The organism is Devosia sp., from assembly GCF_035944845.1.
In the GTDB taxonomy this organism is placed as follows: domain Bacteria; phylum Pseudomonadota; class Alphaproteobacteria; order Rhizobiales; family Devosiaceae; genus Devosia_A.
Genome location: NZ_DASZAW010000129.1, coordinates 1 through 15,463, shown reverse-complemented (window position 1 = coordinate 15,463; position 15,463 = coordinate 1). Strand labels below are relative to the sequence as shown.

Genomic DNA, 15,463 nt, shown 5'->3' with positions numbered 1-15,463 from the left:
GCCGCCTCGATGGGCGCCTCCGGGCGCCCATCTCCTACCCCGCGATCGCCTTCCAGATCATGTTGAGCCCGACCAGTGTCAGGAACACCGCGAAGGCCAGCTTGAGCGTCCGTTGCTGCAGCCGGTGCGCCAAGGCCGCGCCCCACGGCGCGCACAGGGCGGCGGTCAGCCCGATCAGCACCAGCGCCACGATGTTGATGTAGCCAAGGCTAAGGGGCGGTCGGCCTTCGACGCTCCAGCCCGAGATGATGAAGCCGAGCGTGCCCGACAGCGCAATGAACACCCCGATCGCCGCGCCGGTACCGACGGCCTTGTGCATCGAGGCCCCGAAGGCGTGGATGGTGGGGACGCTCAGCGAGCCGCCCCCGACGCCCATCAGCGCCGAGATATAGCCGACGACCGCCGCCGAGATCCGGTGCGTCAGGGTCGAATCCCTGAGATGCCCCATCAGCCGCTCCTGGAACGGCAGGACGATATTGGCGGCAATGAACAGCGCCACCACGCCGAACACGATGCGCAGCACGTCGCCGGTATAGAGCCCGGCCATCAAGCCACCGACGAAGGTGGCGACCACCACCACAGGGGCCCAGAGCTTCAGGATGCGGTGATCGACCGCGCCGCGTTTGTCATGCGCCCGGGCGCTGGCAATACCGGTCGGGATGATGATGGCAAGCGAGGTGCCTACGGCAATGTGCTGCACCACATCGCTATCATAGCCAAGCAGCGCCAGGGCCGAGGCCAGGGCCGGCACGATGATGGCGCCGCCGCCGATACCCAGCAGCCCCGCCGCGACGCCCGAAATGACGCCGGTGGCCAGCAGGCCAACAACAAACGGCCAATAGCTCAGAAGCTCGCCCACGATCGACTCCACGACAGGAATGCTAACCGGATCGCACGAATTGGGCCGCCAAGCCTAGGCCGCCGCAACCGAATCCGTCCATTGCTGCCGGGGGCCGGGAGCGGCCCAACTGGCGCCACGATTGACCGGTCCTGTCGCGCTACGGAACCGCACGCGCTGGAGGGGCGTTCGGCATCGGATGGGCCAAATTCGTTTTCGCAGCAGGTTTCCCGGGCGTTCAGGTTCGGTTCAGCCCGTCTGCGTCACTCCTCAAACAACTGACTCCAAAACAAGGAAAAAACCCATGCGCTTTCGAAACTGGCTCCTGACCGGCACCAGTCTCGCCGTTCTCGCATTGGTGCCGGGCGCCGCTCTTGCTCAGCAGGCCGAATATGAGGCCCTGCAGCAGGCACAGGCCTCCGGCGACGCAGACGCGATCAATGCCGCCCAGCAGGCGCTGACCGATACCTGCATCGTGAACGGCTATGCCAGCGTGCAGGATTGTATCGCTGCCATCACCGGCGGCGGCCAACCGGCGGCAGACCCGCAGGCCGATGCCGACGCCCAGGCGGCCGAGGAAGCTCGCGCCGCTGAAGAGGCGCAGGCCGCTGAAGAAGCAGCCGCTGCGGCAGCGCAGGCGGAAGCCGACGCCAAGGCAGCCGAAGATGAAAGGGCCGCCGAAGAGGCAGCCGCGGCACAGGCGCAGGCCGAGGCCGACGCGAAAGCGGCTGAGGAAGCCAAGGCCGCTGAGGAAGCCGCCGCAGCCGCAGCTCAAGCCGAGGCTGATGCCAAGGCGGCTGAAGAGGCCAAGGCCGCTGAAGAAGCAGCAGCCGCCGCCGCGCAGGCCGAGACGGACGCCAAGGCTGCCGAGGAGGCCAAGACCGCCGAGGATGCAGCAGCCGCTGCAGCCCAGGCCGAAGCCGATGCCAAGGCTGCCGAGGACGCCAAGGCGGCCGAGGACGCAGCCGCCGCTGCTGCTGCAGCCCAGGCCGAAACCGATGCCAAGGCCGCCGAAGATGCCCAGGCGCAGTTCGTCGCCGACCTCCAGGCAGCGCTCGACCAGTATCAGGCAGCGCTCAACCAGGCCGCTGCCGGCGACTATGCCGGCGCCAAGCCGATTGCCGATGCAGCCGCTGCGCGTATTCAGGAACTGTGCACTGCCAACGGCTACCAGGACATCAAGTCCTGCATTGGCCAGGACCTGCCGCCGCTGCCCGAACCCCCGGCTGAGCAGCCTGCTGAACAGCCGGCAGAGCCCGCGGCCGAACAGCCGGCCGAGCAACCCACGGAACAGCCCGCCGCAGAGCAGCCGGCAGAACAGCCGGCGGCTGAGCAGCCTGCCGAACAGCCTGCTGCCGAGCAGCCGGCCGAAGCCGGCCCGACCGACCAGCCGGCCGACGCCAATGCACCCGATCCGGTCGCGGCGGCGCAGGATCAGCTCGGCGTTGCCGTCGAGCTCTACAATGTCGGTATCGGCCAGCTCGAGGGCGGCGACGCCTCCGGCCAGTCGACCATCGACGCTGCCAACAAGCAGTTCGCCGATATCTGCGCCACGCTGGGCGTTGCCGACGTCGCCCAGTGCCTCACCCAGTACGGCATCACCCTGCCCCCGGTTCCCGAGGTACAGCCGGCGGCGGAGACCACCCCGCCGATCTCCGAGCTGCCGGGTGCCCAGGAAGCAGTGACCCCGCAGGCCGTCGAAGTGCTGCCGGAAACCGTTGCCCCCGAGGAAGCGGCTCCGGTGCTCGACAGCGCCAAGGACTTCGCCACCCAGGTGGTCGAGGGCCAGGCGCCGGCTGAACAGCCGGCGGTTTCCGAAGAGCCGACCGCTCCGCCGCCGACCGACGACAAGTCCGCTCAGGCCGACATCGCGCCGGTCGAGGTGCAGTCGCTGGCCAAGATGGAAGGCGAGAAGATCGCCGTCGATGCCCTGCCGGTGGTGGAGGTGCCGCAGAACGTCACCATCATCAACAATGTCACCAACGTGACGAACGTGACCAACATCACGAACAACACCACCAACGTCACGAACAACAACAACACCGTCAACAATAACGGTGGCGGCGGCCAGGGTGGCGGCAAGCCCGGCAACAACTTCACCAACTCGGGCTTCATCTTCCAGATCGGCGTCAACCTGATCATCTCGAACCCGGCGCAGGATTTCGACCGCATTCGCGACAGCGACGAGGACGAGGTCTATTACGAGCGCCTGCCCGGCGGCCGCGTGAAGGAGACCATCGAGCGCCCGAACGGCGTGCAGATCGTCACCATCCGCGACAGATGGGGCAACGTGCTGAAGCGTTCGCGCATCATGCCCGATGGCCGCGAGTACATCCTCGCCTACCAGGACGAGGACGATTTCGAACAGGATGACGACTACTTCGGCAACTGGCGCGATCCGGGCGACGACCTGCCTCCCCTGCGCCTGACCATCCCGATCCGTGACTACATCCTCGACGCCGGCGACGCCGACGAGGAAGAGGTCGAGTTGTTCTTCCGCGAACCGCCGGTGGAGCAGGTCCGCAAGATCTACACCATCGAGGAAGTGAAGCGTTCGGCCCGTATCCGTGACTCGGTGCGGCGCGTCGAAGTCGGCGGGCTGACCTTCGACTCCGGTGCAGCCACCATTGCCCGCAGCCAGGTCGGCGCACTCAGCAAGGTGGCCAACGCCATGCTGGCGATCCTCGAGGACAACCCGGGCGAGACCTTCCTGATCGAAGGCCATACCGACGCCGTGGGTGGCGACCAGCCCAACCTGATCCTCTCGGACCAGCGCGCCTCGACCGTCGCCCGTATCCTCACCGACTTCTACGACGTGCCGCCCGAGAACCTGGTCACCCAGGGCTATGGCGAGCGCTACCTGAAGGTGAAGACGGAAAAGGCCGAAAAGCTCAACCGCCGCGTCTCGATCAAGCGCATCACCTCGCTGATCACGGTTGCCGATCGCAACTGAGCGAACAACTGAACTGACTGGACGGGCCGGGGAGCGATCCCCGGCCCGTTTGGTTTGGGGGGCAGTCGGCAGTCGGCACTCGGCAGTCGGCAGTCGGCAGTCGGCAGTCGGCAGTCGGCAGTCGACAGTCGAAGCAGATCCCTATTCCTCCCCGCCTGTCCATCCTACTGCCTACTGCCTACTGCCTACTGCCGACTGCCTACTGCCTACTGCCGAGTGCCCCCTTTCACGTGCGTCACCCCTGCCCCTTGCCTCCCCCCAAAAATCCGCTATCCCTCGTGCGCCAAAACCTTGCCGGAGCCACCATGCCCAAGCGTCTCGAACTCGTCATCGAAGCGGTGATCCTCGCCTCGCGCTGGCTGCTGGTGCTGTTCTATCTCGGGCTGGCGGTGGCGCTGGCGGTCTATGCCGCGACCTTCGGGGTGAAGCTGTGGGATTTCGTCAGCCACGTCTTCACCATCGATGAAGCCGATGCGATCCTTAAGATGCTGGCGCTGATCGACGCGGCGCTGGTCGCGAGCCTCGTCGTCATGGTGATCATTTCGGGCTACGAAAACTATGTCTCGCGCTTCGACGACGGCGACGCGGTGCACTGGCTGGGCGAGATCGACGCCGGCTCGCTGAAGATCAAGGTGGCCTCGACCATTGTCGCCATCTCGTCGATCCACCTGCTGCAGGTGTTCCTCAACGTTTCGAGCTACACCGCCGACAAGCTGATGTGGTTCACCCTGATCCACCTCGCCTTCGTCGTCTCGGCGCTGTTCCTCGCCTTCATCGATCGGGTCTCGGCCCAGACCAAATCTATCGGCAAGGCCAACCGTGGCGAAGAAAAAGCGGCAAAACCGGCTGAAAGCTGAGCCAACCGCGGCAGCATTTCCTCGTCACTGCGGATCAAAATCACAATCAGTTTCAACGGCTTACGCTACGGCGCTGAATCAATTCAGCAATTGATCAAGTTTGCGGGAACAATTCCCGCTGCTCCCGAGTTATTTCGGCCATACGGTACTCAAACAAAGGAGCTTGATCATGGCTGTCCCCGAACGCGATACCGTCTATTCGAGCGATGATACCAACCGCACTGTCTACACCCGCGAGTCGAGCGCGACTGGCTGGTTCGTAGGCATCATCGTTGCCCTGGCGTTGCTCGCCATCGGCTATCTGGTCTTCTCGGCCAATTCCGGCCCGTCGACCACCTCGACGACCGTCAACAATACGCCGGCGGTTGAAGCTCCCGCCACTCCGGCCCCGGCTCCGATGACCGAGGCCCCGGCCACGGGCACCGAGACCACTCCGATGGCTCCGGCCGCTGAGCCCGCTCCGGCCCCTGCTGATGCCGCTCCGGCGACTGAAGCTCCGGCGGCTCCCGCCACCGAGGCTCCGGCCCCGGTGACTGAGGCCCCGGCCGCGCAGTAAGCTCGGTCGTCAGGCAGATTTTGAGCTTCGGATCCTCCCCCGAAGCTCTCTCACCCCCGGCAGTTCCGCTGCCGGGGTTCTTCATTGCTCGAAATCGTAGAAGCTGTAATAGAGCACCCGCATGTCACGGTCGGGCTCGAAGTTCGAAGCGTGCCAGGCGAACTGGGTGTCGCTGATCTTTTTGGCTTCGAGCGGGCAGAAAGCGACCAGGTCGAGGTTCTTCATCCCTTCCGCCGGATCTGCCTTGTCGACCACCAGGTTGAACTCCTCTATCGGCCCCTTCCAGAAATTGCCTGTGGTCAGCACGTAGCCCTGCGTCACCACCTCGTAGCCGCCCTGCGCCTTTTGGCGCTGCACCGCGTTGAGCACGGCATCGTCAATGCAATATTCCGCCCTGATCGCCGCAACCGTCTCCGGGTCGTCATACTCGCCGCCCCCCTCGTAGACCTGGCCATAATCGCTGGGATAGCCGTTGAGCGGCGCATAGCTGATCTCGACCACCGTCTCGCCCGGAGCGAATGCCTGCTCCCACTCATAGACCGTCTGGTAGCTCCAATTCGGCCACCACAGCTCTTCGGCGCTCTCCGGCGCACTGGCGAACCAGCCTTTCGCCACGAAGCCTTCGAGCGTCTTCCGATCGAACCGCGAGGCGTCGAACTGTTCGGCCAGCATCAATGGCGCGAGGCCGGCGGCCTCGAGCTCGGCGGTGATATCCTTGCCGTCGAGCTGGGCGAACTCGTGCAACTTGGCCGTGATCGGCTTGCCGTTCACCTTCACCGCGAAGTCCATGTAGTTCCGCGGATCGATCAGCTGCTCGATGCTGCCGCCGCCCAGATAGCTCGGCCCACCATCGAGCGGCACCGTCGGCATGGGGAAACCGATGGTGTGCGTTTCCGTGGCTGCAGCGTCGGAGCGGTACTCATAGCGCACCCGCACTTCGCGCACGCTCAGGTAGAGGTCCTCCCGCGCAATGGCGATGTTGGCGGCCTGTTTGAACACCACGCCGCCGGCGGGAAACTCGCTGATCACCCCATTGGCCAGAGCCGGCGCCGAAAGGCTGGCAAAGACGATGAAAAGAGCATTACGGACCAGCATGGGTTCCTCCTCGGTTCGGACGCCGGCCCTCTGCCGGTTTGCGCCTGAACCGCGGCTGAACCCGCCGGATCAGACCCGCCGCACCGGCTGCCTGAGAATGGTCTTCAGCTTCTCCGGCGCCACCTTGCGTGGATCGCTGAGATAGATCTCGTGATGGTGGCCGGTTTCCTTGAGCCCGTTGGCCGGCACGAATTCCTGGTGCAACCGGGCCAGCGTCGGCGCCTCATCGTCATAGCTGCCGATATGCAGCGTCTGCACCGAAAGCCCCTCGTGATAGGCCTGGAGCCTGAGGCTCGCCGGCGGCGTTCCGAGTTTCCTGGTTGTCTTGTCCACCGCCGCAGCGAACAGGGCTGACGTCACGAAATCCGGCTGCAGGATCATGATCGTCCACTGCCAGTCGCTCTTCTTGCGGGTGAGGAACGTCGACATATCGTCGGCCCACCACAGCGCCTCCAGCGGCCCCACCACATAGTCGCGGCCGAGTTGCGCCTTCGCCGCGAACTTCATCGCGTAGCTCACCGAATAGAGCCAGGCGACGCCCGTCTTGTAGTCCTCCGCGGTGTTGGGGTCGCCCGCACCATCGAGCTGCAGGTAATGCAGCGGCGGCACGTCTATGATCTCGAACTTGCCCCTGGGCGCGTTGTAGAGCGCCTTGTGCAGCTTTTTCAGGTCGAGCTTTTCCAATTTCATGCCTGGGGCTGCGGCGGCACGATCAGCGTCGTTTCCTTGGGCGACGACAGGACGATCAGCGTCTCGGTGCGCTGCACCCCTGGCACTTCCTTCACCACCTGGGCGAAGAACCCCTCGAGGTCGCGCGTCGTCCGCAGCCGCACTTTCATCAGATAGTTCCACGATCCGGTGACATGATGCGCCTCGAGCACTTCCGGCGACCGGGCGATCGCCGCGAGGAACAGCTTCTCGGTGGTCGGATCGCTCCAGCCGACGAACACATAGGCGAGCAGGTCGAGCCCGACCTTTTCGGGATCGACACGCGCGTGAAAACCGCTGATCACGCCCAGCTTGACCAGCCGGCGGATGCGGTCATTGAGGGTGGACGGCGCGACACCCAGCGTCTTGCCCAGTTCCGCTACCGGCATCCGGTCGTCTTCCTGCAGCAGGGCCAGCAGCCTGTGATCGATATCGTCGAGACCGCTCGCCATGAGCTGTCAGCCCTCCGCCCTCTGAACCGCCACAACCTACCCGGCAAGCCGAGAAAGGCAACCTTTGGCCCTGCGCGAACTTGTCATCCTTGCGCAGCCCGACGGGGCTCCCTAACTCCCGTTCGGAAACACAAGAAACTGGGAGAAAGCCATGTTCAACGTCGACGGTATCATCAAGGCCCTGCAGACGGACCCCAACGCCCAGCGTACCGCGATGACGGGCGCCGCAGGGCTTGCCGCCGGCATGCTGCTCTCGGGTGGGGGGCTGGGCAAGCTCGTCGGCAACGTCGCCAAGGTGGGCGCGGTTGCGGCGGTTGGCGGCCTCGCCTATTCCGCCTGGCAGAGCTACCAGAAGAACCAGCAGCAGGCCGGCGTCGCCTCGGATGGCGCGCCCGCCCCGACCAAGGACGCTTTCGTGCCCCCGCCGCAGGCCGCCTACCAGAGCGAAGAGCTGGGCAAGACCCTGGTGCGGGCCATGATCGCCGCCGCCAAGGCCGATGGCCAGATCGACGCCGAGGAGAAGGATCGCATCTTCAAGCGCCTCGAAGCGATGCCGCTTTCCGCCGAGGAAAAGGCGTTCGTCTTCGACGAACTGGCGAGCCCGCTCGATATCGACGCCGTTGTCGCCCGCGCCGACACGCCCGAACACGCCTCCGAAATCTACGCCGCCTCGCTCGTCGCCATGCAGCCCGATACGCCAGCCGAGCGCGCTTACCTCGATGCACTGGCCTTCAAGCTGAAGCTGCCAGCCGGCCTCGTCGCCGAGATTCACCGCCAGGCCGGGCACACGCCTCCGGCGCCGGTCTCGTCCTCGGCCGCGCCCTACGTGCCAACCAGCAGCGTCTGAGTTACAAGGCTGTGCGTTCTTGCGCGGCTCAGAATGCACAGCCATCTAGAGCGCTGTCAGGAAAAGCTGCAGACTTTTCCGGTTCGACAGCGCGACCACACAAGAGCTGGAGCGCTTCAACCTTATCTGTGAACTGGTGAGGCGCTCCAGTGGCGCTCCACACGAGGATTGCGCCATGGAAATCGGTCTCTACTCCTTCGCCGAGAACACTCCCGATCCGCTGAACGGCGGCCACCTGCAGTCGCCGGCCGAGCGGCTCAGGGATCTGCTCGAGGAGATCAAGCTCGCCGATGAGGTGGGGCTCGATTTCTACGGGCTGGGTGAGCATCACCGTCCCGATTTCGTCGCTTCGGCGCCGGTGACGATCCTTGCCGCCGCCGCGGCCATCACCAAACGCATCCGCCTCTCCACCGCCGTCACCGTCCTGAGCTCCGACGATCCGATCCGCGTCTGGCAGCAGTTCGCGACGCTCGACCTGCTGTCGAACGGCCGGGCCGAGATCATGGCCGGCCGCGGCTCGTTCATCGAGAGCTTCCCGCTGTTCGGGTACGAACTCGACGACTACGACACGCTGTTCGAGGAAAAGCTCGCGGAACTGCTGAAGATCCGCGCAGGCGGCAAGGTACAGTGGGAGGGCTCCGAGCACACCAAGCCAATCCCCGGCATCGCCATTTACCCCAAGCCGATCCAGCAGCCCCTGCCCCTGTGGGTGGCGGTCGGCGGCACGCCCAACTCCGTCGCCCGCGCCGCCTATTATGGCCTGCCGTTGATGCTCGCCATTATCGGCGGCAATCCCGAAGCCTTCACCCAGTTCACCGAGCTCTATCGCCGCACGGCCGAGAAAGTCGGCCATGATCTGGCGAAGCTGCCGATTGGTATTTCCTCACACGGTTTCATCGCCGAGAACTCGCAGGATGCCCTCGACACCGCCTTCCCGGCGCATCACGAGGCGATGAGCCGCATCGGCCGCGAGCGCGGCTGGCCGCCCACCACCCGCGCGCAGTTCGAGGCGGGCGCCAGCCCCTCCGGCGCCTACTTCATGGGCTCGCCGCAGCAGGTCATCGAAAAGATCCTGATGCAGCATGAGTGGTTCAAGCACGATCGTTTCGGCCTGCAACTGAGCGTCGGTACCCTGCCCCACGCCAAGGTGATGAAGGCGATCGAACTCTTTGGCACCGTGGTGAAACCGGCGGTGAACAAGGCGCTCGGAAGCTGAACTTCATTTGACGCCGGGTCTGCCGGTGCTATGAGGAGCGCCTGTTCAGCAGAGGGCGCCCGGGTTGTTGCCGATCTTCTACATCAACATGGCCTCGCGGCCGGATAGACGGCAACACGTCGAACGACAACTCGAGGCGATGAGACTTACCGCGACACGTGTCGATGCGGTGACGCCCGCCGACTTTCAGTTGCCACCCGGCTCTCCGCTCAGTTCGGGCGAACTTGGCTGCAGCCGCAGCCATCAGAAGATCTGGCGGCTGATGGTTGAGAACAACATCGCCGCCGCGTTGATCCTCGAGGATGACGTCCTCCTGGCCGATGAACTTCCGGCGCTCCTCGCCGACCCCTCGCTGCTCGATGGCGGCGTCGATGCCATCCAGCTCGAAACGCGCGGCTATACCAAAGCCCTGGTCGGACCGGCTGTGGCGACCGCAATTCCCGGCGTGAGCCGGAACCGCCTGATGTCGTCGAGCCTGGGCTCAGCGGCCTACATCATGACCGTAGGGTTGGCCCGACGGCTGCTGGCGCGGCCTGATGTCGATCGGCTGGCCCTCGATCACCTGCTGTTCGGCTGGGCCGGCGAGCTCTGCTACGATGCCCGCATCTTTCAAACCCTGCCCGCCCTTGCCATCCAGCTCGACCAGACCGTCGATGGCCGCCGCGGCGCCGGCAAGAGCGACCTCGACGACAATCGGCTGACCGGCGCAATCCGGCGCAAGAGCCTGGCCGTTCGCTGGCGCAGACTGAAGATTCAGTTCCGGCACTATGCGCGAGTGCTGGTGACCTTTGGAGCCAGCGGGGAACTGTGGGGCGCGCGAAAGCTCCAGTTCCCAATCGCCGAGAACCTGCGCAAGCTCATGTAGAGAGGGAAGCGGAACGGCTCCGCCGTCCCGTCATGCCACTGCAATGCCGCTGCCGATCTTCTACATCAATCTCGCCTCACGCGCCGATCGCCGCCAGCACGTCGAACGACAGCTCGTCGCTCTGGGGCTGACGGCGTCTCGGATCGAGGCGGTCACGGCCGCCGATTGCGGCGACATCGCGGGCTCGCCGCTGAGCCCGGCCGAGCTCGGCTGCAGCCGCAGCCATCAGAAGATCTGGCGGCTGATGGTCGAGCAGGACATCGCGGCAGCGCTCATCCTCGAAGATGACGTCCTGCTGTCCACGCAACTGCCTTCAGTGCTCGACGATCCCAACCTGCTGGATGGCGTCGATGCCATTCAGATGGAAACGCGGCAGACCTCGGCAATGGTCGGCCGGCTGGTGCCCGGCAAGGCGATCGGCATAGGGCGGGGACGGCTCATGTCATCCAGCATGGGCTCAGCCGCCTATGTGATGACGAAGGCATTGGCCATGAGGCTGCTGGCGCATCCGCAAGTGAACTCCCTGCCACTCGACACGCTGCTGTTCGGACGCCCCGGCAGCTTGTTCTACGAAGCGCGCATCTTCCAGTCGGTGCCGGCGCTCGCCATCCAGCTCGACCAGACGGTTGATGGGCGCCAGGGCGCCGGACGCAGCGATCTCGACGACCGTCGCGGCATGTTCTCCTCGCGCGACCCGCGCAGCACCGAGCCCGCCTGGCGCCGGGCGCTTCACCACTGGTCCCATCACCTGCGGCTGGTCGCCACCTTTGCGACGACCGGCGAGCTTTGGGGTGCGCGCCAGTACCGGTTGCCGGTGGCCGACGACCTGCGCAAGCTGATGTAGCCGTAGCCCAGCCGCCACTGGACACCCCTGCCCGCTTCGTGCATGTCCGTCAACTGATGCCGACCATTCCCGTCTACTACATCAACCTCGCCGCCCGTCCTGACCGTCGTGCGTTCATGGAACACAAGTTCGCGCAGCTGGGCATCACCGCCGAGCGCGTCGAAGCCGTGCGCATGGACGAAGTGCCGCCGGCCCTCGTCGAATGGCACCGGACGACGCAGAGCCTGTGGCGGCTGGCCGAAGGCGATCTCGCCTGCGGGCTCAGCCACCAGCGCAGCTGGGAACGGCTGCTCGACAGTGGTGCGCCGGCCGCCCTGATCCTCGAAGACGACGTAGAGCTCGCCGCCCAGGTGCTTGATTTTCTCGATCCGGGGCTGGTCGAGCGGCTGGGTGCCGACCTGCTGAAGCTGGAGACATTCCACAGCCCGGTAAAGCTGGGGAGCGCGGCCCAGCAGGTGGGCGCGACGACAATGCGCGAGCTCTGCTCGTCGCAGATGGGTGGCGCCGCCTACATTCTCAGTCGCGACGCCGCCCGGGCATCGCTGTTGAGCCCGCTGCGCAACCAGATGGGGATCGATCGCTTCCTGTTCGGGCGCGGCGGTTATCACCTGTTGCGCAGCCGGGTGCTGCAGGCCATTCCCAGCCCCTGCATCCAGATCGACAAGCTCGACGCCGTCGACAGCATCGGCGAGAGCAATATTGCCGGGACGCGAACGCCTGCACCCGATCGGCCTCAGCGTGACCTCGGGGCCGTCATCGGGCTCCACCTCGACCATGTCGGACGCCTCGTGCGCCTCGCGAGCCGGGATTTCGCCGCGCTGCGCGGCCCCCGTGTCGTCGTTCCCTTTGCCGGCACGGCGGACCCGGCATGAGCCCGTTCCCCGCCGATCAGATCCCGGTCTACTACATCAACCTCGCCAGCCGCCCGGATCGCCGTAAGTTCATGGAACAGCAGTTTGAGCGGCTGGGGATCGTCGCCGAGCGCATCGACGCGGTGACCATTGCCGATGTCGGCGCGGCGAATGCCGATCCGCCCAAGCCATTGGCGATGACCCCGGTCGAGATCGCCTGCACGATGAGCCATGAGAAGACCTGGTGTCGCATGCTCGATGCAGGCCAGCAGTTTGCGCTTCTTCTCGAGGACGACGCCGTCATCGGCGACGGCCTGAAGGCGTTTCTCGAGCCGGCCCTCTGCGACGGCCTGCAACCCGATCTGGTCAAGCTCGAGACGTTTTATGACCGCGTCCGACTTGGCCGCGCCGTTCGCCATGTCTCGGATCGGTTCGGCGTGCACCAGTTGCTCGCCTCGCATTTCGGGACGGCGGCCTACATCATCTCCGCCACCATGGCCCGTCGCGTTCTCGCCGACCCCAGACTGAGGCGCATGTCGATCGATCGGTACCTGTTCACGCGCGATGGCCCGGTCATTCCGCACCGCGGGCTTTATCAGGCCAATCCCGCGCCGGTGGTGCAACTGCAGTTCTATCGGGGCGATAAATCTTCCGCCGCAGCGCAGAGTGACCTCAAGCGGGATCGCGACCGCCGCGACGCCAAGCAGCGCCCGCCGCTCATTCACCGCTACAGCGACACCCTCAGGCGGATCGCCTACACGCTCCGGCTCACCGCTCACATCCTGCCCGACGCCGTGGCAAGGCGGCAGAAGCGGCGCGAGGTGCCGTTCGAGCGCGACGTCTAGCCTACTTGCCGCTGCGCTTCAGCGTCTTGATCTGCAGCGGCGGCAGCCCGGATTTCTCGGCGATGGCGCGGTCCTGCTCCATGATTGCCGCCCGCGCCGCATCATCGCCATCGAGGCCGCCGAGCAGGCTCGCATCCACCTTGCGGTTGGAACGCTGGCTGCCGTCTTCGTAGATAACGTCGAACAGCACGAACTCGGTACGGGCGGTGGGTTTCTTGGCCATGGCTGGGACTCCGGTTGGCGCGCATTTCCTGCGCACGCGGCAATCTCACGGGTAACGCCCGAGCGTTCCCGCGAGTGCCAATGTTGTTTTGCGTGAGGCAGCCGCCTCAGGGGCGGTAGATGCCCTCGCCCTGCTCGTCGATGATCTGACGGCCCTTGGCGAGCGCGAAGCTGACCACGTCCTCCTTGGACGAGAAGCGGTCGGCACGCACAAACTTGTAGCTCTTGAGCTCGCCGTCGATCTCTTTTTCGATCAGCCCGGCGAGCTGGTACTCGCTCCCCACCGGCATGATCAGCGACTTGACGGTAAAGCCCTTGTAGGCCTCCTCCGCCACCACCGCCGGCTCGATCGACTTGCCGGCCGAGCTGCCACCACCGCCGCCAAACAGGTTCTTCCAGAACGACATCGCCTCGCCCCTCTTAGTTGTCGAGGAAGCTGCGGAGCTTCCGGCTGCGGCTCGGGTGCTTCAGCTTGCGCAGCGCCTTGGCCTCGATCTGGCGAATACGTTCGCGCGTCACGCTGAACTGCTGGCCGACTTCCTCGAGCGTGTGGTCGGTGTTCATGCCGATGCCGAAGCGCATGCGCAGCACGCGTTCCTCGCGCGGCGTCAGCGACGCCAGCACGCGGGTTGTGGTCTCGCGCAGGTTGCTCTGGATCGCGGCATCGATCGGCTGGATGGCGTTCACGTCCGGGATGAAATCGCCGAGGTTCGAATCCTCTTCGTCGCCGATCGGCGTCTCGAGGCTGATCGGCTCCTTGGCGATCTTGAGGACCTTGCGGACCTTGTCGAGCGGCATCTGCAGCTTTTCGCTCAGCTCTTCCGGGGTCGGCTCCCGGCCGATCTCGTGCAGCATCTGGCGCGAGGTGCGGACGATCTTGTTGATCGTCTCGATCATGTGCACCGGGATACGGATGGTGCGGGCCTGGTCGGCGATCGAGCGGGTGATCGCCTGCCGGATCCACCACGTGGCATAGGTCGAGAACTTGTAGCCGCGGCGATATTCGAACTTATCGACCGCCTTCATCAGGCCGATATTGCCTTCCTGGATCAGATCGAGGAACTGCAGCCCGCGGTTGGTGTATTTCTTGGCGATCGAAATCACCAGGCGAAGGTTGGCCTCCACCATCTCCTTCTTGGCAATCGCTGCTTCGCGCTCGCCCTTCTGCACCTTGTGGACGATCCGGCGGTACTCGGCGATGTCGAGGCCGGTTTCCGTCGCCAGGGTCTGGATGTCGCCGCGCAGCTCGTTGGCCGTATCGGCTTCGCGCTTGGCGAATTCCGCCCAGCCCTTGCCCGACAGCGTCGCCACGGTTTCGATCCAGTTCTGCTCGAGCTCGCTGCCGTAATAGGCTTCGAGGAAGTTCTCGCGCTTGACGCCGTAGCTCTCGGCGAGACGCAGCAAGCGCCCCTCGAGCCGCACCAGGCGCTTGTTGATGTCGTAGAGCTGCTCGACCAGGCTTTCGATACGGCTCTGGTTCAGCGACAGCGACTTCACGTCGGTGATCACTTCCGAGCGCAGGCCTTCGAGCCTCTTCAGATCGGCGGCGGTCGCCGGGGCGTTGCCGGCGATGCGGTCTTCGGCGTGCCGATCCTGCATCTTGCGCATCTTGCCATAGGCTTCGGCGATGCGGTCGAAGGTCTCGACCACCTGCGGCTTCAGCTCGGCTTCCATCGCCGAAAGCGACAGCGAGTTCTCGAAATCGTCGTCTTCTTCCTCGACCGGATCCTGCGGCGCCTGCGGCTCGTCAGGAACGTAGTCGTCCTCGTCGTCGCCAGAGGCGGCGCGCGGCGCCGGCTTCGCCTTGGCAGCAGCCTTGGGCTCTTCCTTGACCGCGGCGGGGCGCTCGATCTCGGACGGCATCACCGGGGCCGCCTGCTTGGCATCGGGGCCGGCATAGGTGGCTTCGAGGTCGATGATGTCGCGCAGCAGAATCTCGGCGTTGGCCAGCTGGTCGCGCCAGATGATGATGGCCTGGAAGGTCAGCGGGCTTTCGCACAGCCCCTCGATCATCGTCTCGCGACCGGCCTCGATGCGCTTGGCGATGGCGATTTCGCCTTCGCGGCTCAGGAGTTCCACCGAGCCCATTTCACGCAGGTACATGCGCACCGGATCATCGGTACGGTCGCTGCCTTCGCGGGTGTTGGATTTCGACGCGACGGCCGTGCCGGTGCGTTCGGCGAGCTCGGTCGATTCCTCTTCCGGGGTATCGGGCTCGGCCTCTTCGACCTCGTCCTCGTCGACGACGTTGATGCCCATATCGGAGAACATCGCCATGATGTCCTCGATCTGCTCGGAGTTGACCTCCTCCGAG

At 65.2% G+C, this 15,463-nt stretch carries 16 protein-coding genes; 9 read left to right on the top strand and 7 right to left on the bottom strand.

Annotated elements, in window-relative coordinates; genetic code table 11:
- Positions 1 to 34: 34 nt before the first annotated feature.
- Positions 35 to 859, bottom strand: a complete 825-nt coding sequence (locus VGV07_RS25215) for a sulfite exporter TauE/SafE family protein (protein ID WP_326871489.1) — start codon at positions 857 to 859, stop codon at positions 35 to 37.
- Positions 860 to 1,142: 283 nt separating this feature from the next.
- On the opposite strand from VGV07_RS25215, the gene VGV07_RS25210 reads away from it, so the two are divergent.
- The 3 genes from VGV07_RS25210 to VGV07_RS25200 all read left to right on the top strand — a co-directional run bounded on the left by VGV07_RS25210 (position 1,143) and on the right by VGV07_RS25200 (position 5,204).
- Positions 1,143 to 3,791: an OmpA family protein gene (locus VGV07_RS25210; RefSeq protein WP_326871488.1), complete on the top strand. Its 2,649-nt coding sequence runs from the start codon at positions 1,143 to 1,145 to the stop codon at positions 3,789 to 3,791.
- Positions 3,792 to 4,096: 305 nt separating this feature from the next.
- Positions 4,097 to 4,648 (top strand): TIGR00645 family protein, encoded by a 552-nt coding sequence (locus tag VGV07_RS25205; protein WP_326871487.1) that lies wholly within the window; start codon positions 4,097 to 4,099, stop codon positions 4,646 to 4,648.
- Between the two features lie 169 nt (positions 4,649 to 4,817).
- Positions 4,818 to 5,204 (top strand): hypothetical protein, encoded by a 387-nt coding sequence (locus tag VGV07_RS25200; RefSeq protein ID WP_326871486.1) that lies wholly within the window; start codon positions 4,818 to 4,820, stop codon positions 5,202 to 5,204.
- A gap of 81 nt (positions 5,205 to 5,285) precedes the next feature.
- Here the strand turns inward: VGV07_RS25200 and VGV07_RS25195 are convergent, their stop codons facing one another.
- The 3 genes from VGV07_RS25195 to VGV07_RS25185 all read right to left on the bottom strand — a co-directional run bounded on the left by VGV07_RS25195 (position 5,286) and on the right by VGV07_RS25185 (position 7,459).
- On the bottom strand, positions 5,286 to 6,299 hold the full coding sequence (locus VGV07_RS25195; RefSeq protein WP_326871485.1) for a DUF4424 family protein: 1,014 nt from the start codon (positions 6,297 to 6,299) through the stop codon (positions 5,286 to 5,288).
- Positions 6,300 to 6,368: 69 nt separating this feature from the next.
- Positions 6,369 to 6,989: a GyrI-like domain-containing protein gene (locus VGV07_RS25190; protein ID WP_326871484.1), complete on the bottom strand. Its 621-nt coding sequence runs from the start codon at positions 6,987 to 6,989 to the stop codon at positions 6,369 to 6,371.
- Complete coding sequence (locus VGV07_RS25185; RefSeq protein ID WP_326871483.1) at positions 6,986 to 7,459, bottom strand: Lrp/AsnC family transcriptional regulator; 474 nt, start codon at positions 7,457 to 7,459, stop codon at positions 6,986 to 6,988. Before VGV07_RS25185 ends, VGV07_RS25190 begins: the two co-directional genes overlap by 4 nt.
- 151 nt (positions 7,460 to 7,610) lie before the next feature.
- Here VGV07_RS25185 and VGV07_RS25180 point away from each other — a divergent pair, with 151 nt between their 5' ends.
- The 6 genes from VGV07_RS25180 (at position 7,611) to VGV07_RS25155 (ending at position 12,927) form a co-directional block, all read left to right on the top strand.
- Positions 7,611 to 8,306 carry a tellurite resistance TerB family protein gene (locus tag VGV07_RS25180; protein WP_326871482.1) on the top strand — a complete coding sequence of 232 codons (696 nt, stop codon included), beginning with the start codon at positions 7,611 to 7,613 and terminating at the stop codon, positions 8,304 to 8,306.
- A gap of 175 nt (positions 8,307 to 8,481) precedes the next feature.
- Positions 8,482 to 9,522 carry an LLM class flavin-dependent oxidoreductase gene (locus tag VGV07_RS25175; RefSeq protein ID WP_326871481.1) on the top strand — a complete coding sequence of 347 codons (1,041 nt, stop codon included), beginning with the start codon at positions 8,482 to 8,484 and terminating at the stop codon, positions 9,520 to 9,522.
- A 64-nt stretch (positions 9,523 to 9,586) separates the two neighbouring features.
- Positions 9,587 to 10,387, top strand: a complete 801-nt coding sequence (locus VGV07_RS25170; RefSeq protein ID WP_326871480.1) for a glycosyltransferase family 25 protein — start codon at positions 9,587 to 9,589, stop codon at positions 10,385 to 10,387.
- 43 nt (positions 10,388 to 10,430) lie between these two features.
- On the top strand, positions 10,431 to 11,231 hold the full coding sequence (locus VGV07_RS25165) for a glycosyltransferase family 25 protein (protein WP_326871479.1): 801 nt from the start codon (positions 10,431 to 10,433) through the stop codon (positions 11,229 to 11,231).
- A 56-nt stretch (positions 11,232 to 11,287) separates the two neighbouring features.
- Entirely contained in the window at positions 11,288 to 12,103 is an 816-nt protein-coding gene (locus tag VGV07_RS25160) for a glycosyltransferase family 25 protein (RefSeq protein ID WP_326871478.1), read from the top strand.
- Positions 12,100 to 12,927: a glycosyltransferase family 25 protein gene (locus VGV07_RS25155; RefSeq protein ID WP_326871477.1), complete on the top strand. Its 828-nt coding sequence runs from the start codon at positions 12,100 to 12,102 to the stop codon at positions 12,925 to 12,927. Before VGV07_RS25160 ends, VGV07_RS25155 begins: the two co-directional genes overlap by 4 nt.
- A 1-nt stretch (position 12,928) precedes the next feature.
- Here VGV07_RS25155 and VGV07_RS25150 read toward each other — a convergent pair whose 3' ends face one another.
- The 3 genes from VGV07_RS25150 to rpoD all read right to left on the bottom strand — a co-directional run.
- Positions 12,929 to 13,150 (bottom strand): hypothetical protein, encoded by a 222-nt coding sequence (locus tag VGV07_RS25150; RefSeq protein WP_326871476.1) that lies wholly within the window; start codon positions 13,148 to 13,150, stop codon positions 12,929 to 12,931.
- A gap of 106 nt (positions 13,151 to 13,256) precedes the next feature.
- Positions 13,257 to 13,556: an HlyU family transcriptional regulator gene (locus VGV07_RS25145; RefSeq protein ID WP_326871475.1), complete on the bottom strand. Its 300-nt coding sequence runs from the start codon at positions 13,554 to 13,556 to the stop codon at positions 13,257 to 13,259.
- A 13-nt stretch (positions 13,557 to 13,569) separates the two neighbouring features.
- On the bottom strand, positions 13,570 to 15,463 hold a 1,894-nt coding region (rpoD, locus tag VGV07_RS25140), incomplete at its 5' end, for an RNA polymerase sigma factor RpoD (protein WP_326871474.1).